Below are 21,260 nucleotides of genomic sequence, written 5' to 3'. Positions count from 1 at the left end.
GCCATGGAAGAGAAGCTGCGCTTCGCCATCCGTGAAGGCGGCCGCACCGTCGGTGCCGGCATCGTCGTCACCATCAAAGAGTAATTTGGACTTAAACCGATCTGTCGCGGGCGCTGCCCGCGCCGCGCCAGAACAAGGAAGTGACGCATGAACGGACAGAATATCCGCATCCGCCTGAAGGCGTTTGATCACCGGGTGCTCGACGCCTCGACACGGGAAATCGTGTCGACCGCCAAGCGCACCGGCGCCAACGTCCGCGGCCCCATTCCGCTGCCGACGCGGATCGAAAAGTTCACGGTCAACCGGTCGCCTCACGTCGACAAGAAGAGCCGCGAGCAGTTCGAGATGCGCACGCACAAGCGTCTGCTCGACATCGTCGACCCGACCCCGCAGACGGTCGATGCTTTGATGAAGCTCGACCTGGCCGCCGGTGTGGACGTCGAGATCAAGCTCTAAGGAACCAGAGGTCAGCGGGGCGACCCGGAACTCTGAAGGAACAAGAGGCGTGGAGGGGCGACAGCCCCGACAGGGAACTCTAAAGGAATTGAACCGATGCGTTCAGGTGTGATTGCAAAGAAGGTGGGAATGACCCGCATCTACAACGATGCCGGGGAACATGTTCCCGTCACTGTTCTCCAGATGGAGAACTGCCAGGTCGTGGCGCAGCGCACGCAGGAGAAGAACGGCTATACCGCCGTCCAGCTCGGCGTTGGCCTTGCCAAGGTGAAGAACACGTCGAAGGCGATGCGCGGCCATTTCGCGACCGCTTCCGTCGAGCCCAAGGCCAAGGTTGCCGAGTTCCGCGTCTCCGCCGACAACATGATCGATGTTGGCGCCGAGATCACCGTCGAGCACTTCGTCGTCGGCCAGAAGGTCGATGTGACGGGAACCACGATCGGCAAGGGTTTCCAGGGCGTCATCAAGCGGCACCACATGGGTGGCGGCCGCGCGACGCACGGCAACTCGGTGTCGCACCGTACACACGGCTCGACCGGCCAGCGCCAGGATCCGGGCAAGGTGTTCAAGGGCAAGCATATGGCCGGCCACATGGGTGACACCCGCGTCACCACGCAGAATGTCGAGGTCGTCTCGACCGACGCCGATCGCGGCCTGATCCTGATCCGCGGTGCGGTCCCGGGTTCGAAGGGTGCATGGATCCTGGTCCGCGACGCGGCCAAGGTGGCGCTTCCGGCCAATGCGCCCAAGCCCGCCGCGATCCGCGCCGTTGCGACTGACGGTGCCGCCACGAACGAGGCGCCGGCCACAGAGGGAGCGGAATAATGGACCTCAAGATTACAACGCTTGGCGGCAAGGGCGCCGGCAAGCTGAAGCTCTCCGAAGAGATTTTCGGCCTCGATCCGCGCGAGGACATCCTGCAGCGCGTCGTGCGCTGGCAGCTTGCCAAGAAGCAGCAGGGCACCCACAAGGCCAAGGGTCGCGCGGAAATCGCCCGCACCGGCGCCAAGATGTACAAGCAGAAGGGTACCGGCCGCGCCCGTCACCATTCGGCTCGCGCTCCGCAGTTCCGCGGCGGCGGCAAGGCCCATGGCCCGGTCGTTCGCAGCCACGAGCACGATCTGCCGAAGAAGGTGCGTGCACTCGGCCTCAAGCATGCGCTTTCGGCCAAGGCCAAGAGCGCGTCGATCATCATCATCGACGAGCTGAAGCTGACCGAGGCCAAGACCAAGGCGCTGATCGCGAATTTCGCGACGCTGGGCCTGAGCAACGCCCTGGTGATCGGCGGCGCCGAGCTTGACAAGAATTTCAAGCTGGCGGCGACCAACATCCCGAACATCGACGTGCTGCCCATCCAGGGCATCAACGTCTACGACATTCTGCGCCGCGGCACGCTGGTCCTTTCCAAGGCCGCCGTCGAGGCTCTCGAGGAGCGCTTCAAATGACCGACCTTCGTCATTACGACGTGATCGTCTCGCCGGCGATCACCGAAAAGTCGACCATGGCTTCCGAGCAGAACCAGGTCGTCTTCAATGTCGCCAAGAAGGCGTCGAAGCCGGAAATCAAGGCCGCCGTCGAAGCGCTGTTCGGCGTCAAGGTGATGGCCGTGAACACGCTTGTCCGCAAGGGCAAGATCAAGCGCTTCCGCGGCACGATCGGCCGCCAGAGCGACGTCAAGAAGGCGGTTGTGACGCTGGCCGAAGGCCAGTCGATCGACGTCGCGACGGGTCTCTGAGCAAGGTCGCGAGGACAGAACAATGGCACTGAAAAAATTCAACCCGGTAACGCCGAGCACCCGTCAGCTGGTCATCGTCGACCGCTCGGGCCTCTACAAGGGCAAGCCCGTCAAGGGCCTGACCGAAGGCCTGACCAAGTCGGGCGGCCGCAACAATTACGGCCGCATCACGGCCCGCTTCATCGGCGGCGGTCACAAGCGCACCTACCGTATCATCGACTTCAAGCGCCGCAAGTTCGACGTCGTCGGCACGGTCGAGCGTATCGAGTACGATCCGAACCGCACCGCCTTCATCGCGCTGATCAAGTATGACGATGGCGAGCTGTCCTACATCATCGCCCCGCAGCGTCTGGCTCCCGGTGACAAGATCGTGGCCGGTGAATCGGTCGACGTGAAGCCGGGCAACGCGATGCCGCTGGCTTCGATGCCGGTCGGCACGATCGTCCACAATATCGAGCTGAAGCCCGGCAAGGGCGCTCAGGTCGCCCGTTCGGCCGGCGGTTATGGCCAGCTCGTCGGCCGCGACCAGGGCATGGCGATCCTGCGCCTCAATTCGGGCGAGCAGCGTGTCGTCCACGGCTCCTGCATGGCCACTGTCGGCGCCGTGTCTAACCCGGACCACGGCAACATCAATGACGGCAAGGCAGGCCGCACCGTGTGGCGCGGCAAACGTCCGCACAATCGCGGCGTGACCATGAACCCGGTCGACCATCCACATGGCGGCGGCGAAGGCCGCACCTCGGGTGGCCGCCATCCGGTTTCGCCCTGGGGCAAGCCGACCAAGGGCAAGAAGACGCGGTCCAACAAGGCGACCGACAAGTTCATCCTGCGCTCGCGCCATCAGCGCAAGAGCTAAGAAGAGGTAACGCCAAGTGACTCGTTCGATTTGGAAAGGCCCCTTCATCGACGGCTACCTTCTGAAGAAGGTGGACAAGGTTCGTGAAGGTGGTCGCAATGAGGTGATCAAGATGTGGAGCCGTCGCTCCACCATCCTGCCGCAGTTCGTCGGCTTCACCTTCGGTGTCTACAACGGCCAGAAGCACGTTCCCGTCTCGGTGAACGAGGACATGGTCGGTCACAAGTTTGGTGAATTCGCTCCGACCCGGACCTATTACGGTCACGGCGCGGATAAGAAGGCGAAGAGGAAATAATCATGGGCAAGGCCAAAGCTCCGCGCAGGCTTGCTGACAACGAAGCGCGCGCCGTGTTGCGCACGATCCGTATCAGCCCGCAGAAGCTGAACCTGGTTGCCGCGTTGATCCGCGGCAAGAAGGTCGCGACAGCGCTTTCCGACCTCGAATTCTCGGCCAAGCGGATTTCCGGCACGGTCAAGAAGACGCTGGAATCGGCGATCGCCAACGCGGAAAACAACCACGACCTCGACGTCGATGCGCTGATCGTGGCGGAAGCCTATGTCGGCAAGTCGATCGTCATGAAGCGGTTCCATGCCCGTGGCCGTGGTCGCGCCAGCCGTATCGAGAAGCCGTTCTCGCACCTCACGATCGTCGTTCGTGAAGTCGAAGAAAAAGGGGAGGCCGCATAATGGGCCAGAAAGTCAATCCGATCGGTCTGCGTCTCGGCATCAACCGCACCTGGGATTCGCGCTGGTTCGCGAACACCGGCGAGTACGGCAAACTGCTGCACGAGGACATCAAAATCCGCAAATATCTTGAGAAGGAACTCAAGCAGGCTGCGATCTCGAAGGTCGTGATCGAGCGTCCGCACAAGAAGTGCCGCGTCACCATCCATGCGGCGCGTCCGGGCCTGATCATCGGCAAGAAGGGCGCCGACATCGAGAAGCTTCGCAAGAAGCTGATGGAGATGACCAAGTCCGAGACGCATCTGAACATCGTCGAAGTGCGCAAGCCGGAGATCGACGCGACCTTGGTCGCCCAGTCGATCGCCCAGCAGCTCGAGCGCCGCATCGCGTTCCGCCGCGCCATGAAGCGTGCCGTGCAGTCGGCGATGCGCCTCGGTGCCGAAGGCATCCGCATCAACTGCGCCGGCCGTCTCGGCGGCGCCGAGATCGCGCGCATGGAATGGTATCGTGAAGGCCGCGTGCCGCTGCATACGCTGCGTGCCGACGTCGACTACGGCACGGCCGAGGCGAATACGGCCTACGGCATCTGCGGCGTCAAGGTCTGGGTGTTCAAGGGCGAGATCCTCGAGCACGACCCGATGGCTTCGGAGCGCCGCGCCACCGAGGGCGATCATGCGCATGGCGGTGGTGGTGAGCGCGAACGCGGTCGCCGTCGCGAAAACGCGTAAGACATTTAGGAATTTGGAGTTAGAACGATGCTGCAGCCAAAGCGCACAAAGTTCCGCAAGCAGTTCAAGGGCCGCATCCACGGTACCGCCAAGGGCGGCACCAACCTGGATTTCGGTGGTTTCGGGCTGAAGGCGCTTGAGCCGAACCGCGTCACCGCGCGTGAGATCGAGGCGGCTCGCCGCGCGATCACCCGCGAGATGAAGCGTGCCGGCCGCGTGTGGATCCGTATCTTCCCGGACGTGCCGGTGACGTCGAAGCCGACCGAAGTCCGTATGGGTAAGGGCAAGGGCGCGGTCGACTACTGGGCGGCACGCGTCAAGCCGGGCCGCATCATGTTCGAGATCGACGGCGTCAACGAGGAAACCGCCCGTGAGGCGCTGCGTCTCGGCGCGGCCAAGCTCTCGGTCAGGACGCGCTTCGTACAGCGCATCGCAGAATAAGGACGGGCTGATCATGAAAGCCGAAGACATCCGGACCAAGACCCAGGACCAGCTGACCGACGACCTGGCCAGCCTGAAGAAGGAGCAGTTCAACCTGCGCTTCCAGAAGGCCACCGGCCAGCTTGAGAAGACCGCGCGCGTGAGGCAGGTCCGCAAGGACATTGCGCGTATCAAGACCATCGCTGCGGAAAAGTCCGCGGCCAAGAAGGCTTAAGGACGAAAACCATGCCAAAGCGCATTCTGCAGGGCACCGTCGTCAGCGACAAGAACGAGAAGACGGTTGTCGTCAAGGTCGAACGGCGCTTCACGCATCCCGTGATGAAGAAGACCGTGCGCATGACCAAGAAGTACAAGGCGCACGACGAGAACAACGCCCACAAGGTCGGCGATCAGGTGTTCATCCAGGAATCGAAGCCGATTTCCAAGGACAAGCGCTGGGTCGTGGTGTCTTCGGACCAGGCCTGATCAGGGCTAACGAAACGAATTTTGGACAGACCGGGGAGGGGTGAGAAACCCGTCCCGTTAGAAAAGAAGAAGGCGGCCAGTCATGATTCAGATGCAAACAAACCTCGACGTCGCGGATAATTCCGGCGCCCGTCGTGTCATGTGCATCAAGGTGCTGGGCGGCTCGAAGCGGAAATACGCTTCCGTGGGCGACATCATCGTGGTGTCGATCAAGGAAGCCATCCCGCGCGGCCGCGTCAAGAAGGGCGATGTGATGAAGGCGGTCGTGGTTCGCACGGCCAAGGACATCCGCCGCCCGGACGGCAGCGTGATCCGTTTCGACAAGAACGCAGCCGTTCTCGTCGACAACAAGAAAGAGCCGATCGGCACGCGTATCTTCGGACCGGTTCCGCGCGAACTCCGCGCCAAGAACCACATGAAGATCATCTCGCTCGCGCCTGAAGTGCTGTAAGGAGCCGGACCAATGCAAAAGATTAGAAAAGGCGACAAGGTCGTCGTGCTGGCCGGCAAGGACAAAGGCCGTTCGGGCGAAGTCCTTTCGGTACAGCCGAAGGATGACACCGCGCTGGTGCGCGGCGTCAACCTGATCCGTCGTCACCAGAAGCAGTCCCAGTCCCAAGAGGGCGGGATCATCACCAAGGAAGCGCCGATCCAGCTGTCGAACATCGCGCTGGCCGACCCCAAGGATGGCAAGCCGACCCGCGTCGGCTTCATCTTCCAGAAGGACGGCAAGAAGGTGCGCGTCGCCAAGCGCTCGGGAGAAGTCATCAATGGCTAAGGCTCAAACCAAGCAGGCAACTGCCCAGAACACGCCGCGCCTCAAGCAGGTCTACAACGAGACCATCCGCAAGGCGCTGCAGGAGCAGTTCGGCTACGAGAACGAGATGCAGGTTCCGCGCATCGACAAGATCGTGCTGAACATGGGCGTCGGCGAGGCGACTGGCGATTCGAAGAAGCCTTCGATCGCGGCGGAAGACCTTGCGATGATCGCCGGCCAGAAGGCCGTTGTCACCCGCGCCCGCAACTCGATCGCCGGCTTCAAGGTCCGCGAGAAGATGCCGATCGGCGCCAAGGTCACGCTACGCAAGGAACGCATGTACGAGTTCCTCGACCGCCTCGTGAACATCGCACTGCCGCGCGTCCGCGACTTTCGCGGACTTAATCCGAAGAGCTTCGATGGCCGTGGCAACTATGCCATGGGCATCAAGGAACACATCGTGTTTCCGGAGATCAACTACGACAAGGTTGATCAGATCTGGGGCATGGACGTCATCGTTTGTACGACTGCGAAGACGGACGACGAAGCCAGGGCATTGCTCAAGGCCTTCAACTTCCCCTTCCGCCAGTAACGGCAGCGAGAAAAGGAAAATCTGACATGGCAAAGACCAGCTCAGTCGAGAAGAACAACAGGCGCCGCAAGCTTGCGGACCAGTTCGCTGCCAAGCGCAAGGTGCTCAAGGCGATCATCATGGATCAGTCCAAGCCGATGGAAGAGCGCTTCCGCGCCCAGCTGAAGCTTTCGGCGCTGCCGCGCAACTCGGCCAAGACCCGCATCCGCAACCGCTGCGAAGTCACCGGACGTCCGCGTGCCTATTATCGCAAGCTCAAAGTATCGCGTATCGCGCTTCGTGATCTCGGCAATAACGGCCAGATCCCGGGCCTGGTCAAGTCGAGCTGGTAAGGAGGACATAACATGTCATTGAGCGATCCTCTCGGCGATATGCTGACCCGCATCCGCAACGCGTATGGCCGCAAGAAGTCGAGCGTTTCGACGCCGGCCTCGCGCCTGCGTACCCGCGTCCTCGACGTGCTGAAGGCGGAAGGCTATATCCGCGACTACAGCCAGACCGACTTCGACAACGGCAAGTCCGAAATCGAGATCGAGCTGAAGTATTTCGATGGTGCGCCGGTGGTGCGCGAAATCGCTCGGGTCTCGAAGCCCGGCCGCCGCGTCTACGTTTCGGCCAAGTCGATACCGCACGTCGCCAACGGCCTCGGCATCGCCATCCTTTCGACGCCGAAGGGCGTGATGGCCGACCACGAAGCGCGTGAACAGAATGTCGGCGGGGAAATCCTCTGCCAGATCTTCTGATCTGGTATGTGACCCGGTTGGAAACAGGTTTTCGGGATCTAGTCCCGAAAGCCGAGACCTGAAACAAGAGAAGTGACGAGGACAACAAAATGTCTCGTATTGGAAAGAAACCCGTTTCGCTGCCGCAGGGCGTGACCGCGACCGTCAACGGCCAGACCGTGACGGCGAAGGGTCCGAAGGGCGAGCTGAAGTTCGTGGTGAACGACGAAGTGCTGGTCAAGATGGAAGGCAGCGAGATCGCTGTCCAGCCGCGCGACCAGACCAAGACTGCCCGTTCCAAGTGGGGCATGTCACGCACGCAGATCGTCAACATCCTGCAGGGCGTCAAGGACGGCTTCGAAAAGAAGCTCGAGATCACCGGCGTCGGCTATCGTGCCGCCATGCAAGGCAAGAACCTGCAGCTGGCGCTCGGCTTCAGCCATGACGTCGTCTACGAGACGCCGCAGGGCGTGACGATTTCGGTGCCGAAGCCGACGGAAATCACGGTGACCGGAATAGACAAGCAGCAGGTCGGCCAGGTTGCCGCCGAGATCCGCGAGTATCGTAGCCCCGAGCCCTACAAGGGCAAGGGCGTTCGCTATGCTGGCGAGAAGATCGTCCGCAAGGAAGGCAAGAAGAAGTAATTTTAACGCCGCGGGGAGCGGTCGCGGGAGGCTCGTCCTACCGCATATGGTTGCCCCCGTTTTTTGAAGGCAAGGAACTGATATCATGGGCTCGAAAGAATCCACCCAACGCCGCGCCCAGCGCGTCCGCCGCCAGATCAAGAAGGTTGCCGGCGATCGTCCGCGCTTGTCGGTCCATCGCACGTCGAAGAACATCTATGTCCAGGTGATCGACGACGCCAAGGGCCACACCATCGCGGCTGCTTCGACGCTCGAGAAGGAGCTCAAGGGCTCGCTCAAGACCGGCGCCGACACCGCGGCTGCAGCTGCCATCGGAAAGCTGATCGCCGAACGCGCCTCGAAAGCCGGCGTCAAGGAAGTCGTCTTCGACCGCGGCGCCTATATCTACCACGGCCGCGTCAAGGCCCTGGCCGAGGCTGCCCGTGAAGGTGGTCTGAGCTTCTAGAGCATGATCCCGAAAAGTTGCAGACTTTTCGGATAAGATCATGCGAAGGAAAAAAGAGTTTTCGCCCCCGGCGACCCGCAGAGGTGCCGGATATCATCATCAACCGTGCTTCCGGAAAAAAACAAGGAACAGGATATGGCACAGGAACGTAGGGATGGCGGCCGCGGCCGTGATCGCGAAGAGCGCGACGACGGCATGGTCGACAAGCTCGTCCACATCAACCGTGTCGCCAAAGTCGTCAAGGGCGGCCGGCGCTTCGGCTTTGCGGCACTTGTCGTCGTCGGCGACCAGAAGGGCCGCGTCGGCTTCGGCCACGGCAAGGCGCGCGAAGTGCCGGAGGCGATCCGCAAGGCGACCGAATCGGCCAAGCGCGACATGATCTTCGTGCCGCTGCGCTCAGGCCGCACGCTGCACCACGACGTCGAGGGACGCTGGGGCGCGGGACGCGTTCTGCTGCGCGCCGCCAAGCAAGGTACCGGCATCATCGCCGGCGGCCCGATGCGCGCCGTTTTCGAGACGCTCGGCATGCATGACGTGGTCGCCAAGTCGATGGGTTCTTCGAACCCCTACAACATGGTTCGCGCCACTTTCGACGCGCTGAAGAGCCAGATGCATCCGAAGGATGTGGCTGCCGCGCGCGGCATCAAGTATTCGACCCTTCAGGCCCGCCGCGGCACCGCCGTTGCGGCTGAAGAATAGTCGACGCTGACCAGGGATCTGACCATGGCCAAGAAAGCAACCAAGACCATCACCGTCGAGCAGATCGGTTCGCCGATCCGCCGGCCGAAGGAGCAGCGCGCAACGCTGGTCGGCCTCGGCCTCAACAAGATGCACAAGCAGCGCACGCTGGAGGATACGCCCTCGGTGCGCGGCATGATCGCTGCCGTCCAGCATCTCGTCCGCGTCGTGGACGAGGGCTGAGCCAGAGCGCAGGAGAACTCAGATGAAACTCAATGATCTGCGTGACAAGGACGGCGCGACGCACTCCAAGAAGCGTCTCGGCCGTGGCATCGGTTCCGGTTCGGGCAAGACCGCCGGTCGCGGCGTCAAGGGCCAGAAGGCGCGCTCCGGCGTCGCCGTCAACGGCTTCGAGGGTGGCCAGATGCCGCTCTACCGCCGCCTGCCGAAGCGCGGCTTCAACAATATCTTCGCCAAGAGCTTCACCGTCGTGTCGCTGGCCCGCATCCAGGCGGCGCTCGATGCCAAGAAGCTCGACGCTAAGACAGTTGTAACGGCCGAGGCGCTGGTTGCGGCAGGTGTCATCCGTCGCGTCAAGGACGGCGTGCGCATCCTTTCGGACGGCGACATCAAGGCCAAGCTTGCCTTCGACGTGGCCGGAGCCTCCAAGGCCGCGATCGAGAAGATCGAAAAGGCCGGCGGCTCGGTGAAGCTGCCTGAGAAGGCAGCCGCCGAGTAACGGCAATTTGAAGCACGGCCGGCAAAGGTGGAATTCGGTTTTGCCTTCGGTCGTGCTTTGATCCGACAGATGTGGCGGCCGCATCAACGCGGCCGCTTGCATGTTTGCAGTCCGGAGCTTATCTCGTGAGCTTCGGTGACACGCGCCGCCTGAGCTGCGGGCATCGAGCGTGACCAAGCGGAGAATCAGGCATGGCTTCGGCTGCTGAACAACTAGCCTCGAATCTGAATTTTTCGGCCTTCGCCAAAGCCGAGGATCTGAAGAAGCGCATCTGGTTCACCATCGGCGCGCTGCTCGTCTACCGTCTTGGCACCTATATTCCGCTGCCCGGCATCAATCCCGACGCTTTCGCCCAGGCCTTCTCGTCGCAGAGCAAGGGCGTGCTCGGCATGTTCAACATGTTCGCCGGCGGCGCCGTGCAGCGCATGGCAATCTTTGCCCTCGGCATCATGCCCTATATCTCGGCCTCCATCATCATGCAGCTGATGACCTCGGTCATTCCGTCGCTGGAAGCGCTGAAGAAGGAAGGCGAGCAGGGCCGCAAGATCATCAACCAGTACACACGCTACGGCACCGTGCTTCTGGCGCTGGTTCAGGCGTACGGCATTTCGGTCGGGCTTGAGGGCGGCAACGGCATCGTCAACGATCCCGGCATGTTCTTCCGCATCTCTACCGTCGTCACGCTGGTCGGCGGCACCATGTTCCTGATGTGGCTTGGCGAGCAGATCACTGCTCGCGGCATCGGCAACGGCATTTCGCTGATCATCTTCTCCGGCATCGTCGCCGGTCTGCCGCGCGCCATCTCCGGCACGCTGGAGCTTGGCCGCACCGGCGCCTTGTCGACCGGCCTGATCCTGGCGATCATCGTGCTGGCCATCATCGTCATCGCGCTGATCGTCTTCTTCGAGCGCGCCCAGCGCCGCCTGCTGATCCAGTATCCCAAGCGTCAGGTCGGCAATCGCATGTTCCAGGGCGATACCTCGCATCTGCCGCTGAAGCTTAACACCTCCGGCGTCATTCCGCCGATCTTCGCCTCGTCGCTGCTGCTGCTTCCGGCAACGGTTGCCGGCTTCTCGCAGACCACCAATATGCCTGCATGGGCCAGCACCATCCTGGCGGCGCTCGGCCACGGCCAGCCGCTCTATATGGCCTTCTACGCGGCGATGATCGTGTTCTTCGCCTTCTTCTATACGGCGATCGTCTTCAATCCGAAGGACACCGCCGACCAGCTCAAGAAGCATTCGGGCTTCATCCCGGGCTATCGTCCGGGCGAGCGCACTGCGGACTATATTGACTATGTGCTCACCCGCATCACCGTCGTCGGCGCCATTTATCTGGTGCTGGTGTGTCTGCTGCCCGAGTTCCTGATTTCAGCGACTGGCGTACCGTTCTACCTTGGTGGCACTTCGCTCCTGATCGTGGTCAGTGTAACGCTCGATACGGTGGCGCAGATTCAGGGTCACCTGATCGCGCACCAGTATGAGGGCCTGATCAAGAAGTCGAAGCTGCGCGGGGGGAAAAAGGCCAGATGAGGTTGATATTGCTTGGACCGCCGGGGGCGGGCAAGGGGACACAAGCACTAAGACTGGTAGAACGACACGGCATCCCACAGCTTTCCACGGGGGACATGCTGCGTGCTGCTGTCCAGGCTGGCACCGAAGTCGGCAAGCGCGCCAAGGCGGTGATGGACGCTGGCGAACTGGTGTCCGACGCTATCGTCAACGCCATCGTGGCCGAGCGCATCGATCAAGCTGATTGCGCAAACGGCTTCATCCTTGACGGGTACCCGCGAACCCTGGTGCAAGCGGACGCCGTTGAGGAAATGCTGTCGGATCGCGGACTGGAGCTCGATGCTGTCATCGAATTTGTCGTCGATGACAAGGCGCTGGTTGGCCGAATCGTCAAGCGCGCCGAAGACGCCAAGGCCGCAGGGCTGCCGGTGCGCAAGGACGACAGCCCAGCGGTGTTCGAGGAACGCTTGAGGGAATATTACAAGAAAACCTCGCCGCTGATCGGCTACTACTACGCCAAGGGCAAGCTCAGGGGCGTCGATGGCATGGCCGACATCGATGCGGTGACGCAGCAGATCGAGGCGGTGCTCAGGGCGACGACCCGGAAAGTTGGCCAGGCGGCCGGCTAGAGAATCGAACGATTGCGCTTGACTGGAGCGGTCCGCTGGGGTATGGCGGCCCGTCTTCCTATCAGGCATGAGGCTTGCTTGTCCGCAAGGGCAAGGCAGGCCGCTTTGAACTGGAAACTCCCGCAAGGGCCGGCCTCCACCGGACGCGGGGCAACTTGAAGCGCCGGCTCGTCCGGCCTATATGGAGAAGAGAAGAACATGGCTCGTATAGCCGGCGTCAATATTCCGACTAACAAGCGCGTCGTCATCGCGCTTCAATACATTCACGGCATTGGCAAGAAGTTCGCCCAGGAGATCGTCGACAAGGTCGGCATCCCGGCCGAGCGTCGCGTCAACCAGCTGACCGACGCGGAAGTGCTGCAGATCCGCGAGACCATCGACCGCGATTACCAGGTCGAGGGCGATCTGCGCCGCGAAGTGTCGATGAACATCAAGCGACTCATGGACCTCGGCTGCTACCGCGGCCTGCGTCACCGCCGCTCGCTGCCGGTTCGTGGTCAGCGCACGCATACCAATGCGCGCACCCGCAAGGGCCCGGCTAAGTCGATTGCCGGAAAGAAGAAGTAATTTAGGGCAGTAAGGGAGTAGGGCAGTAAGGCAATAGGAACGGCAGACATACTGCCCTACTGCCATATTCCCCTACTGCCTTCTCCCTGGTGGAGCCGCTGGCATTACGGCGGTGTAGAGATCAACTGAAAGGACCATCATGGCCAAGGAAGCCGCTCGTGTTCGCCGTCGCGAACGCAAGAACATCTCGTCGGGCGTTGCCCACGTCAATTCGACCTTCAACAACACGATGATCACCATCACCGACGCGCAGGGTAACTCGATTGCCTGGTCGTCGGCCGGAGCCCAGGGCTTCAAGGGATCGCGCAAATCGACCCCGTTCGCTGCCCAGATGGCCGCAGAAGATGTTGCCAAGAAGGCCCAGGAACACGGCATGCGCATGCTCGAGGTCGAGGTCTGTGGACCCGGCTCCGGTCGTGAATCGGCGCTGCGCGCGCTGCAGGCTGCCGGCTTCACCATCACCTCGATCCGTGATGTGACGCCGATCCCGCACAATGGCTGCCGCCCGCGCAAGAAGCGCCGCGTCTAAAGAATTTACCGAACGCCGCGCGAGCGCCTCAAGGGCGCTCCTCCACGGCATTCCAGGTCGCCCGCCACGATTGGATGGTGGCGGGACAACGGAAGGAAAGCACTATGATCCAGAAAAATTGGCAAGAACTGATCAAGCCGAACAAGATCGAGTTCTCGTCGAAGAAGAAGACGCTGACCACGCTGGTCGCCGAGCCGCTCGAGCGCGGCTTCGGCCTCACCCTCGGCAACGCGCTGCGCCGCGTGCTTCTGTCTTCGCTGCGTGGCGCGGCTGTAACCGCCGTGCAGATCGACGGCGTTCTGCATGAATTCTCGTCCATCGCCGGCGTCCGCGAGGACGTGACCGACATCGTTTTGAACATCAAGGAAATCGCCATCCGCATGGAAGGCGACGGCCCCAAGCGCATGGTCGTGCGCAAGCAGGGACCGGGCGCGGTTCTCGCCGGCGACATCCAGACGGTCGGCGACGTCGAGATCCTCAATCCCGACCACGTCATCTGCACGCTGGACGAAGGCGCTGAAATCCGCATGGAATTCACCGTCGATACCGGCAAGGGCTATGTGCCGGCCGACCGTAACCGCGCCGAGGACGCGCCGATCGGGCTGATCCCCGTCGACAGCCTGTATTCGCCGGTCAAGAAGGTCTCCTACAAGGTCGAGAACACCCGCGAGGGCCAGGTTCTCGACTATGACAAGCTGACCATGACCATCGAGACCGACGGTTCGATTTCGGGCGAGGACGCGGTGGCCTTCGCCGCTCGCATCCTGCAGGACCAACTCGGCCTGTTCGTCAATTTCGACGAGCCGCAGAAGGAAGTCGCTGCCGAACAGGTTACCGAGCTTGCCTTCAACCCGGCGCTGCTCAAGAAGGTCGACGAACTCGAGCTTTCGGTGCGTTCGGCCAACTGCCTGAAGAACGACAACATCGTCTATATCGGCGACCTGATCCAGAAGACCGAAGCCGAGATGCTGCGCACCCCGAACTTCGGCCGCAAGTCGCTGAACGAGATCAAGGAAGTCCTGGCGGCGATGGGCCTGCATCTCGGCATGGAAGTGCCGGACTGGCCGCCGGAAAACATCGAAGACCTCGCCAAGCGTTACGAAGACCAATATTGAGCATGATCCCGAACCGAAGGTCAGCGCAGCAAAAAGTTGCAGACTTTTCGGACAAGATCATGCGGCTAACCAACTGGGGCTCAGGCCTCTTGAAACCGCAATGAAGGAGAAGAGCCATGCGCCACGGATTTAAAGGCCGCCGGTTCGCCCGCAGCATAAGCCATCGCAAGTCGATGTTTGCCAACCTTGCCGTGTCGCTTATCGAGCACGAGCAGATCCTCACCACGCTGCCGAAGGCGAAGGATTTGCGTCCGATCGTCGAGAAGCTGGTGACGCTCGGCAAGCGCGGCGACCTACACGCTCGCCGCCAGGTGATTGCCCAGATCGGCAATGAAGGCGTCGTCAAGCGCCTGTTCGATACCATCGCGCCCCGCTACGCCACCCGCAACGGCGGCTATCTGCGCATCATGAAGGCGGGCTTCCGCCACGGTGACAACGCCGCAATGGCCGTCATCGAATTCGTCGACCGCGACACCTCGGCCAAGGGCGCCGGCGACCGTGCCCGCATCGAGGCCGAAGGCACCGAAGAGGAAGCCGCAGCCGCATAAGGCTCGGTTTTCCTGAGAAGTTCAAAAGGGGCCTCCGGGCCCCTTTTTCTGTTTCCGAAGGTACCGGGCGGGCTGGTAGAGGTTTTGTCACCGGTTTTTGCGGCGACTACCCAAAATAATCGGATTTCAGCGGCTTAGCCTTTCATTTTGCACAATCGTCAGGACAATGGCGCCCGACTTGGAGGATTCGGAATGCGCGTTAAACGGCTGTCCATTGTTCTGATCTGCGCCTTGATGGCGTTGGCCGTCGTGCCGGCGGCCAGGCACGCGCTGGCGGAGGAGGCCAAGCCAGATCCCGGTCTGTCCGACGTGCTGACCGATCTGCTGCATGGCGTCGAAGGCGAAAACGCCACTTCCGGCCCCGACAAGCGCGTGCCGTTCGGCCGCGAGGAGGTGCAACTGTCCTTCGCGCCGCTGGTCAAGCAGACGGCGCCGGCCGTGGTCAATGTCTACGCCTCGCAGACCGCCAAGGTGACGTCGCCCTTCGACGGCGATCCGTTCTTCGAGGAGTTCTTCGGCCGCTCGCAGCCGCGCGCGCAGTCTTCGCTCGGTTCGGGGGTGCTGGTCGATCCCACCGGTGTCGTGGTCACCAATTTCCACGTCGTCAAGGACGCCGACCAGGTCAAGGTAGCGACCGCCGACGGGCGCGAATTCGACAGCAAGGTGCTGCTCAAGGATGAGACGCTCGACCTCGCCGTGCTCAAGATTTCTTCTGACAAGCCGTTCCCGGTGATCGCTATCGGCGATTCCGACGCGCTCGAGGTCGGCGATCTGGTGCTGGCGATCGGCAATCCGTTCGGTGTCGGCCAGACCACCACCAGCGGCATCATTTCGGCGGTGGCGCGCAGCCATATCGGCGTCTCCGATTCCAGCTTCTTCATCCAGACCGACGCCGCCATCAACCCCGGCAATTCCGGTGGCGCGCTGGTCAACATGGGAGGGCAGCTGATCGGCATCAACACGGCGATCTATAGCCGTAGCGGCGGCTCGATCGGCATCGGCTTTGCCATCCCTTCGAACATGGTTCGCGCCTTCGCCGACGCGGCCAAGGCCGGGCTCGACTTCTTCGAGCGGCCGTATGCCGGTGCCGAGTTCGAGGCGGTGACGCCGCAGATTGCCGAATCGCTTGGCATCGACAAACCGACCGGCGCGCTGGTTTCTTCGGTCGAAGAGGCGGGACCCGCCGCCAAGGCAGGGCTCAAGCCGGGCGACGTAGTGCTGTCGCTCAATGGCAAGCCGGTCGAGAGCGTCGGGGCGCTGGACTACCGGATGGCGACGCTGTCGATTGGTACGAATGCCAGCTTCGGCGTTCTGAGCAAGGGTCAGCAGGCGACGATGGACATCGCGCTGGAACGGCCCCCTGAGGGCGCCAAAGCTGCGGAACTCACATTGCGCGGCCGCAGTCCGTTTTCCGGTGCCAAGGTTGCTGAACTGTCGCCACGGCTTGCCCAACGGCTCGGTCTGCACACCGATGTCAAAGGCGTCACCGTGGTCGACATCAACCGCGATTCGCCTGCTGCCGATTTTGGCTTCCAGCCAGGCGACATCGTGCGTGAGGTCAATGGCCTGACGATCGACAAGGCGGCGACCCTGGAACAGGTAGCCCAGCAGGATACGCGCTGGTGGCGCTTTACCGTCGAGCGCGGCGGGCAGATACTGCGCCAGGTGTTGCGTTACTGAGCCCGAACGTCAGCATGATCGGGCTCCAGGCAGAAGAAGTTGCATGGCCGATCTGTTCAGTGTCGATGAACCGGAAAAGACGCCGCCCGGCAGGCCGCTGGCGGACCGTCTGCGCCCGAAGAACCTCGGCGAGGTCGTCGGCCAGGAGCATCTGACCGGATCCGACGGCGCGCTGACGCGGCTGATCGGCTCCGGCTCGCTCGGCTCGATGATCTTCTGGGGCCCGCCCGGCACCGGCAAGACCACGGTCGCACGGCTGCTTGCCGGCGAGACAAGCCTCGCCTTCGAACAGATCTCGGCCGTGTTTTCCGGCGTTGCCGACCTGAAGAAAGTGTTCGAGGCAGCGAAGCTGCGCCGCTCGAACGGCCGCCAGACACTGCTGTTCGTCGACGAGATCCATCGCTTCAACCGCGCCCAGCAGGACAGTTTTCTGCCCGTGATGGAAGACGGCACCGTCGTGCTGGTCGGCGCCACCACCGAGAACCCGTCCTTCGAGCTTAACGCCGCGCTATTGTCGCGCGCGCGTGTGCTGGTCTTCCACTCGCTCGGCGAGGACAGCATCGCCAAGCTGCTGGCGCGAGCCGAGGAGGCAGAGGGCAGGGCGCTGCCGCTCGATGAAGACGCGCGGGCGATGCTCATCCGCATGAGCGATGGCGACGGCCGCGCGGCATTGACGCTCGCCGAAGAGGTCTGGCGCGCAGCGAAATCAAAGGAGGTATTCGGCGCCGAAGCCCTGCAGCGCATCGTCCAGCGCCGCGCGCCGATCTACGACAAGGGACAGGACGGCCACTACAATTTGATCTCCGCCTTGCACAAATCGGTGCGCGGCTCCGACCCCGATGCGGCACTCTACTATCTCGCCCGCATGTTCGACGCCGGCGAGGATCCGCTTTATCTCGGGCGCCGGTTGGTGCGCATGGCGATGGAGGATATCGGGCTGGCCGACCCGCAGGCGCTCATCGTCGCTAACGCCGCCAAGGACGCCTATGACTATCTGGGCTCGCCCGAGGGCGAACTGGCCTTCGCCGAGGCGACCGTCTATCTCGCCACCGCGCCGAAATCCAATGCAGTTTATACCGCGTTCAAGGCCGCCACACAGGCGGCGAAGGAATTCGGTTCGCTGCTGCCGCCCAAGCACATTCTCAATGCGCCGACCAAGCTGATGAAACAGGAAGATTACGGCGCCGGCTATCGCTACGACCACGACGAGCCCGACGCTTTTTCCGGCCAGGACTATTTTCCGGAGAAGATGGGAAGGCAGACATTCTACGACCCGCCCGAGCGCGGCTTCGAGCGCGATATCAGGAAGCGGCTGGATTATTGGGCGAAGCTGCGCAGCGAGCGGGAAAAGTAGCTGCCAGTCGCACACTGGTGTGATCGCCGTTGTCTGGCGGGATAAAAAACCCTATCAAGATGCGCCTTCGGCCGGCGGACAGGCCAGAAACGTACCGACGATATTCAGAACGGAATCGCGCCTGGCGCGTGGAAAAATGACAAAAAAAAATCGCAAGACCCTTCGGAAGTTCGCCATAGCGATCCCGCTGCTGGCACTCGGCTTCTATTTCATTCCCATCCTGACGACAATTTTCATTGTCCTCGGCCTGATCGACGTGTTGCGCAACGACAACAAGAACTGGGCGCTGTTCAGTGGTTATTTCCTCGGCAACGGCATCTTCACCTGGCTGCTTTCGCCCTTCAATCTGCTGGTCGATCTGCTGTGCTATAGAAACCGCGGTGTCTGGAAACTGGACCAGTTTCCTCCGGACTATCAGCGTGAGGTCAACGAGGTTCTGGACGTCTTCAAAGCGCGCAAGGACGAGATCATCGCCGATATCGACGCCAATTTCGGCAGCGGCCGGCGCGGCATGTATGTCTACCAGTGGTATGGCAAGCACAAAATCGACAACGTTGCCGAATTCAACAAGGATTTCAAATACATCAAGACCATCGCCGTGTCGGTGTTCAGGGGCAAGGAATCGACCTCCTGGCATTTCGGACCGCTGCGGCTCAGCCTGCGCATTCTCTACAATCTTCTCCCGGTGAAGGCCGAGGTTTTCGTCGAGTGCAACAACGCCAGGAACTACTGGCACGACAATCCGCTCTATATTTTCGACGACACGCTGCTGCACCGCTCGGTCAACGAATATGATGGGCGCCGCTACTGCGTGTTCATGGACATCATCCGGCCATCGCCATTCCCCGGCCTGATCGCCGCTCTTCTCGCCATCGTTTCGGTCAGCGTCGAGCGCATCAATGCCATGTTCTACAAGAACTGGAAGATGATCGGCTCCAGCAAGCCGAAGAAGGCCGGAGCCGCCTGACACCGTGGTGTGACCGGCGCGAGGGAGCACGATGTATCATCTGTTGCTTGTCTGCCTTGGTGGCGCGATCGGTGCAATGGCCCGCTTCTTCCTGTCCGGCTTCGTCGCCCGCCGGGTCGGCGAGACCTTTCCCTGGGGCACTATGGCCGTCAACGTCTCGGGAGCGTTTGCAATCGGTGTCGTTGCGCATGCGGTGGCGCGCGCCGGCATGCCGGCCATCTGGGCCTTTACCGTTACCGGCGGCCTCGGCTGCTACACCACGGTTTCTTCCTTCAGCCTGCAGACGCTGGCGCTGGCGCGCGAGGGCGAATGGCGGCGCGCCGGCGGAAATGTGCTGCTTTCGGTTTTTCTGAGCCTCGGCGGCGTGACGCTGGGCTTTGCTGCGGGAAGTCTTCTGATTGGCGGCGGGGCGCCGTGAGCGGCCCGCGGAAGCTCCGCCACGACGGGACGGACACTGCCGCGGCAGGGCATGCGGCGCGCCTCATTGGCCGTCGCAGAACCAACGAAACGGTTCGGCTCTATGCGACCGTAGCCGCAGGCAGCATGATCGGCGGTGTGTTGCGGGCGCTTGCCTCATCGACGAGCACTGCCCTGTGGGGCGCTGGATTTCCCTTCGGCACGCTCCTCGTCAACATTGTTGGCTCGTTCCTCATCGGCTTCTACGCGACATTGACGGGACCGGATGGTCGCGTCTTCGCCGGTCCGCTGCAACGTCAATTCTTCATGGCCGGCTTCTGCGGCGGCCTGACGACCTTCTCCGCTTTCAGCCTTGAAACACTCACCCTCGCGCAAGGCGGGAGGCTTGTGGCGGCGGGATTCAATATCGCGATCTCCGTGGTGGCCTGGCTTGCCGCCGTCTGGCTTGGCCACATCTTTGCAGTTCGGCTCAACCGGCTGAGAGGGTCCAGGCAATGAAGATACCAACACAGGCGCAATTGCTGCGCATATTTATCGGCGAAAACGACAAGGCAGGTGGCCGTCCGCTGTATGAGGTTATCGTGCTGAGGGCCCGCGAAATGCAGATCGCCGGCGCGACCGTCCTGCGCGGCGCGATGGGGTTCGGCCATTCCAGCCGGCTTCACACCACGAAGATCCTCCGCCTATCGGAGGATCTGCCACTCGTCATCGAGATCGTCGATGACGAGGAAAAATTGGCCGCTTTCCTGCCCGTGCTTGAAACAATCATGACAAGTGGTTTGATTACGCTGGAGAAAGTTCAGGTTCTGCAATATGGAACCGACAACGAATAACCGAGTGAGATTGCGGGTGCCGGCGAATGCCGTTGCATGCCTGCAAAACGGCGATTGGAATCATGGCAGGCGTTGAACAGATCACAGTGGACGCCGGCGAGGCGGGCATGCGGCTCGACCGCTGGTTCAAGAGCCATTTCCCCGGTCTCGGTTTCGGTCATCTGCAGAAGCTGCTGCGTTCCGGCCAGATCCGCGTCGACGGCGGCAGGGTGAAGGCCGATACCCGCGTCGAAGCCGGCCAGACGGTCCGAGTGCCGCCGCTCGAAGTCGACAAGAAAGGTGAAAGCCCGCTCACCGGTCATTCGATCCGCAACCAGGGCGACGCCGACGTTTTGGCAAAGATGCTGATCCATGAGGACCCGAAGGTCTTCGTCTTCAACAAGCCGGCCGGCCTGGCGGTCCAGGGCGGCTCTGGCGTCACCCGCAATGTCGACGACATGCTGGAAGCCTGGCGCAACCAGAAGGGCGAGAAGCCGCGTCTGGTGCACCGGCTCGACCGCGACACGTCGGGTGTGCTGGTTGTCGCCCGTACAAGGCTCGCCGCCATGAAGCTCGCCGAAGCGTTCCGGGCGCGTGAGACGAAGAAAACCTACTGGGCGCTGGTCAAGGGCGTGCCGCCGAAGCGCGAGGACAAGATCTCGACCTGGCTGATCAAGGAACCGACGCCCGACGGCGATCGTGTGCGCATCGCCAAGCATGGCGAAAAGGGCGCCGATCACGCCGTGTCCTATTACCGCATCGTCGAGCAGGCGGCGCAGACCCTGTCCTGGCTGGAAATGGAACCCTATACCGGGCGCACCCACCAGCTTCGCGTCCATGCCGCCCATATCGGTTGCCCGATCATCGGCGACCCCAAATATTTCGAGGCCGACACCAATTGGGATTTTCCAGGCGGCATGCAGAACCGCCTGCATCTGCACGCGCGCCGCATTGTCATCCCTCATCCCGACAAGGGCTTTGTCGACGTCACCGCACCGATGCCGCCGCATATGCGCCAGAGCTGGAACCTGCTCGGTTTCGACGACGCGAGCGCGGAGGACTAGCGGCGGTGGGCGTCGCCACAGATACACTCGACCGTCGTGACGCGGTCGATCTGGCGGCCGCCGCCATCATGGTCGGGCTGACCTTTTCGTGGGGCCTGAACTACGTTGCCGCCAAGATCTCGTAT

The 21,260-nt window shown here is 62.1% G+C and carries 35 protein-coding genes and 1 pseudogene; all 36 read left to right on the top strand.

Annotated features, from left to right (window positions below):
* Nucleotides 1-84 (top strand): EF-Tu C-terminal domain-related protein (locus tag NKK47_RS32695; RefSeq protein ID WP_455749504.1); only part of this gene is annotated, 84 nt, incomplete at its 5' end.
* A 63-nt stretch (nucleotides 85-147) separates the two neighbouring features.
* Nucleotides 148-456 (top strand): 30S ribosomal protein S10, encoded by a 309-nt coding sequence (gene rpsJ / locus NKK47_RS32690; RefSeq protein WP_006205468.1) that lies wholly within the window; start codon nucleotides 148-150, stop codon nucleotides 454-456.
* Between the two features lie 96 nt (nucleotides 457-552).
* A complete protein-coding gene (gene rplC, locus NKK47_RS32685; RefSeq protein WP_023675141.1) occupies nucleotides 553-1,281 on the top strand; it encodes a 50S ribosomal protein L3 in 729 nt (242 codons plus the stop codon).
* Nucleotides 1,281-1,901: a 50S ribosomal protein L4 gene (rplD, locus tag NKK47_RS32680; RefSeq protein WP_352579635.1), complete on the top strand. Its 621-nt coding sequence runs from the start codon at nucleotides 1,281-1,283 to the stop codon at nucleotides 1,899-1,901. Before rplC ends, rplD begins: the two co-directional genes overlap by 1 nt.
* Nucleotides 1,898-2,191 (top strand): 50S ribosomal protein L23, encoded by a 294-nt coding sequence (locus NKK47_RS32675; RefSeq protein WP_023675139.1) that lies wholly within the window; start codon nucleotides 1,898-1,900, stop codon nucleotides 2,189-2,191. Before rplD ends, NKK47_RS32675 begins: the two co-directional genes overlap by 4 nt.
* Nucleotides 2,192-2,213: 22 nt before the next feature.
* Nucleotides 2,214-3,047, top strand: coding sequence for a 50S ribosomal protein L2 (gene rplB / locus NKK47_RS32670; protein ID WP_023675138.1), 834 nt, complete (start codon nucleotides 2,214-2,216; stop codon nucleotides 3,045-3,047).
* A 16-nt stretch (nucleotides 3,048-3,063) separates the two neighbouring features.
* Nucleotides 3,064-3,342 carry a 30S ribosomal protein S19 gene (rpsS, locus tag NKK47_RS32665; protein ID WP_006205463.1) on the top strand — a complete coding sequence of 93 codons (279 nt, stop codon included), beginning with the start codon at nucleotides 3,064-3,066 and terminating at the stop codon, nucleotides 3,340-3,342.
* Between the two features lie 2 nt (nucleotides 3,343-3,344).
* Nucleotides 3,345-3,734, top strand: a complete 390-nt coding sequence (gene rplV, locus NKK47_RS32660; RefSeq protein ID WP_006205462.1) for a 50S ribosomal protein L22 — start codon at nucleotides 3,345-3,347, stop codon at nucleotides 3,732-3,734.
* The gene (gene rpsC, locus NKK47_RS32655) at nucleotides 3,734-4,459 is read left to right on the top strand and encodes a 30S ribosomal protein S3 (RefSeq protein ID WP_023675137.1); all 726 of its coding nucleotides are present in this window, start codon (nucleotides 3,734-3,736) and stop codon (nucleotides 4,457-4,459) included. The genes rplV and rpsC overlap by 1 nt, the downstream gene beginning before the upstream one ends.
* A gap of 27 nt (nucleotides 4,460-4,486) precedes the next feature.
* Complete coding sequence (gene rplP / locus NKK47_RS32650) at nucleotides 4,487-4,900, top strand: 50S ribosomal protein L16 (protein ID WP_006205460.1); 414 nt, start codon at nucleotides 4,487-4,489, stop codon at nucleotides 4,898-4,900.
* Nucleotides 4,901-4,913: 13 nt separating this feature from the next.
* On the top strand, nucleotides 4,914-5,114 hold the full coding sequence (gene rpmC, locus NKK47_RS32645) for a 50S ribosomal protein L29 (RefSeq protein ID WP_006205459.1): 201 nt from the start codon (nucleotides 4,914-4,916) through the stop codon (nucleotides 5,112-5,114).
* An 11-nt stretch (nucleotides 5,115-5,125) separates the two neighbouring features.
* Nucleotides 5,126-5,365 carry a 30S ribosomal protein S17 gene (rpsQ, locus tag NKK47_RS32640; protein ID WP_023675136.1) on the top strand — a complete coding sequence of 80 codons (240 nt, stop codon included), beginning with the start codon at nucleotides 5,126-5,128 and terminating at the stop codon, nucleotides 5,363-5,365.
* An 82-nt stretch (nucleotides 5,366-5,447) separates the two neighbouring features.
* Nucleotides 5,448-5,816, top strand: a complete 369-nt coding sequence (gene rplN, locus NKK47_RS32635) for a 50S ribosomal protein L14 (protein WP_006205457.1) — start codon at nucleotides 5,448-5,450, stop codon at nucleotides 5,814-5,816.
* Nucleotides 5,817-5,828: 12 nt separating this feature from the next.
* A complete protein-coding gene (rplX, locus tag NKK47_RS32630; RefSeq protein WP_254817150.1) occupies nucleotides 5,829-6,143 on the top strand; it encodes a 50S ribosomal protein L24 in 315 nt (104 codons plus the stop codon).
* Nucleotides 6,136-6,714, top strand: a complete 579-nt coding sequence (gene rplE, locus NKK47_RS32625) for a 50S ribosomal protein L5 (protein ID WP_008875670.1) — start codon at nucleotides 6,136-6,138, stop codon at nucleotides 6,712-6,714. Before rplX ends, rplE begins: the two co-directional genes overlap by 8 nt.
* A 26-nt stretch (nucleotides 6,715-6,740) precedes the next feature.
* Nucleotides 6,741-7,046, top strand: a complete 306-nt coding sequence (gene rpsN / locus NKK47_RS32620; RefSeq protein ID WP_023675134.1) for a 30S ribosomal protein S14 — start codon at nucleotides 6,741-6,743, stop codon at nucleotides 7,044-7,046.
* Between the two features lie 12 nt (nucleotides 7,047-7,058).
* Nucleotides 7,059-7,457, top strand: coding sequence for a 30S ribosomal protein S8 (gene rpsH / locus NKK47_RS32615; protein WP_006205453.1), 399 nt, complete (start codon nucleotides 7,059-7,061; stop codon nucleotides 7,455-7,457).
* A gap of 89 nt (nucleotides 7,458-7,546) precedes the next feature.
* Complete coding sequence (gene rplF, locus NKK47_RS32610; RefSeq protein WP_023675133.1) at nucleotides 7,547-8,080, top strand: 50S ribosomal protein L6; 534 nt, start codon at nucleotides 7,547-7,549, stop codon at nucleotides 8,078-8,080.
* Nucleotides 8,081-8,165: 85 nt separating this feature from the next.
* The gene (gene rplR / locus NKK47_RS32605) at nucleotides 8,166-8,525 is read left to right on the top strand and encodes a 50S ribosomal protein L18 (protein ID WP_023675132.1); all 360 of its coding nucleotides are present in this window, start codon (nucleotides 8,166-8,168) and stop codon (nucleotides 8,523-8,525) included.
* Between the two features lie 135 nt (nucleotides 8,526-8,660).
* The gene (rpsE, locus tag NKK47_RS32600) at nucleotides 8,661-9,224 is read left to right on the top strand and encodes a 30S ribosomal protein S5 (protein ID WP_006333394.1); all 564 of its coding nucleotides are present in this window, start codon (nucleotides 8,661-8,663) and stop codon (nucleotides 9,222-9,224) included.
* A gap of 24 nt (nucleotides 9,225-9,248) precedes the next feature.
* Complete coding sequence (gene rpmD / locus NKK47_RS32595) at nucleotides 9,249-9,446, top strand: 50S ribosomal protein L30 (protein WP_006205449.1); 198 nt, start codon at nucleotides 9,249-9,251, stop codon at nucleotides 9,444-9,446.
* A gap of 22 nt (nucleotides 9,447-9,468) precedes the next feature.
* Entirely contained in the window at nucleotides 9,469-9,942 is a 474-nt protein-coding gene (gene rplO, locus NKK47_RS32590; RefSeq protein WP_292660428.1) for a 50S ribosomal protein L15, read from the top strand.
* Nucleotides 9,943-10,133: 191 nt separating this feature from the next.
* Nucleotides 10,134-11,474 (top strand): preprotein translocase subunit SecY, encoded by a 1,341-nt coding sequence (secY, locus tag NKK47_RS32585; protein WP_023675130.1) that lies wholly within the window; start codon nucleotides 10,134-10,136, stop codon nucleotides 11,472-11,474.
* Nucleotides 11,471-12,082, top strand: a complete 612-nt coding sequence (locus NKK47_RS32580) for an adenylate kinase (protein ID WP_352458551.1) — start codon at nucleotides 11,471-11,473, stop codon at nucleotides 12,080-12,082. The genes secY and NKK47_RS32580 overlap by 4 nt, the downstream gene beginning before the upstream one ends.
* Before the next feature lie 198 nt (nucleotides 12,083-12,280).
* Entirely contained in the window at nucleotides 12,281-12,649 is a 369-nt protein-coding gene (gene rpsM / locus NKK47_RS32575; protein WP_006205445.1) for a 30S ribosomal protein S13, read from the top strand.
* 139 nt (nucleotides 12,650-12,788) lie between these two features.
* Nucleotides 12,789-13,178, top strand: a complete 390-nt coding sequence (rpsK, locus tag NKK47_RS32570; protein WP_006205444.1) for a 30S ribosomal protein S11 — start codon at nucleotides 12,789-12,791, stop codon at nucleotides 13,176-13,178.
* A 104-nt stretch (nucleotides 13,179-13,282) separates the two neighbouring features.
* Nucleotides 13,283-14,293 (top strand): DNA-directed RNA polymerase subunit alpha, encoded by a 1,011-nt coding sequence (locus NKK47_RS32565; protein ID WP_023675128.1) that lies wholly within the window; start codon nucleotides 13,283-13,285, stop codon nucleotides 14,291-14,293.
* A gap of 116 nt (nucleotides 14,294-14,409) precedes the next feature.
* Nucleotides 14,410-14,841, top strand: coding sequence for a 50S ribosomal protein L17 (gene rplQ / locus NKK47_RS32560; RefSeq protein WP_023675127.1), 432 nt, complete (start codon nucleotides 14,410-14,412; stop codon nucleotides 14,839-14,841).
* Between the two features lie 192 nt (nucleotides 14,842-15,033).
* Nucleotides 15,034-16,521 (top strand): DegQ family serine endoprotease, encoded by a 1,488-nt coding sequence (locus tag NKK47_RS32555; protein WP_352579634.1) that lies wholly within the window; start codon nucleotides 15,034-15,036, stop codon nucleotides 16,519-16,521.
* A gap of 43 nt (nucleotides 16,522-16,564) precedes the next feature.
* Nucleotides 16,565-17,875, top strand: coding sequence for a replication-associated recombination protein A (locus NKK47_RS32550; RefSeq protein WP_352579633.1), 1,311 nt, complete (start codon nucleotides 16,565-16,567; stop codon nucleotides 17,873-17,875).
* Nucleotides 17,876-18,011: 136 nt separating this feature from the next.
* The gene (locus tag NKK47_RS32545; protein ID WP_352458554.1) at nucleotides 18,012-18,842 is read left to right on the top strand and encodes an aspartyl/asparaginyl beta-hydroxylase domain-containing protein; all 831 of its coding nucleotides are present in this window, start codon (nucleotides 18,012-18,014) and stop codon (nucleotides 18,840-18,842) included.
* A gap of 31 nt (nucleotides 18,843-18,873) precedes the next feature.
* Complete coding sequence (gene crcB / locus NKK47_RS32540; RefSeq protein WP_352458555.1) at nucleotides 18,874-19,260, top strand: fluoride efflux transporter CrcB; 387 nt, start codon at nucleotides 18,874-18,876, stop codon at nucleotides 19,258-19,260.
* 125 nt (nucleotides 19,261-19,385) lie between these two features.
* The gene (locus NKK47_RS32535) at nucleotides 19,386-19,757 is read left to right on the top strand and encodes a CrcB family protein (protein WP_352458556.1); all 372 of its coding nucleotides are present in this window, start codon (nucleotides 19,386-19,388) and stop codon (nucleotides 19,755-19,757) included.
* The gene (locus NKK47_RS32530; RefSeq protein WP_352458557.1) at nucleotides 19,754-20,092 is read left to right on the top strand and encodes a DUF190 domain-containing protein; all 339 of its coding nucleotides are present in this window, start codon (nucleotides 19,754-19,756) and stop codon (nucleotides 20,090-20,092) included. The genes NKK47_RS32535 and NKK47_RS32530 overlap by 4 nt, the downstream gene beginning before the upstream one ends.
* Nucleotides 20,093-20,154: 62 nt before the next feature.
* A complete protein-coding gene (locus NKK47_RS32525; protein WP_352458558.1) occupies nucleotides 20,155-21,135 on the top strand; it encodes an RluA family pseudouridine synthase in 981 nt (326 codons plus the stop codon).
* Between the two features lie 5 nt (nucleotides 21,136-21,140).
* Nucleotides 21,141-21,260: pseudogene (locus NKK47_RS32520) on the top strand (EamA/RhaT family transporter); the annotation flags it as partial.

Source organism: Mesorhizobium sp. M0019 (genome assembly GCF_040323975.1).
In the GTDB taxonomy this organism is placed as follows: Bacteria; Pseudomonadota; Alphaproteobacteria; order Rhizobiales; family Rhizobiaceae; genus Mesorhizobium.
The sequence above is the reverse complement of the archived record's forward strand: the minus strand, read 5'-3'. Positions and strand labels throughout refer to the sequence as shown.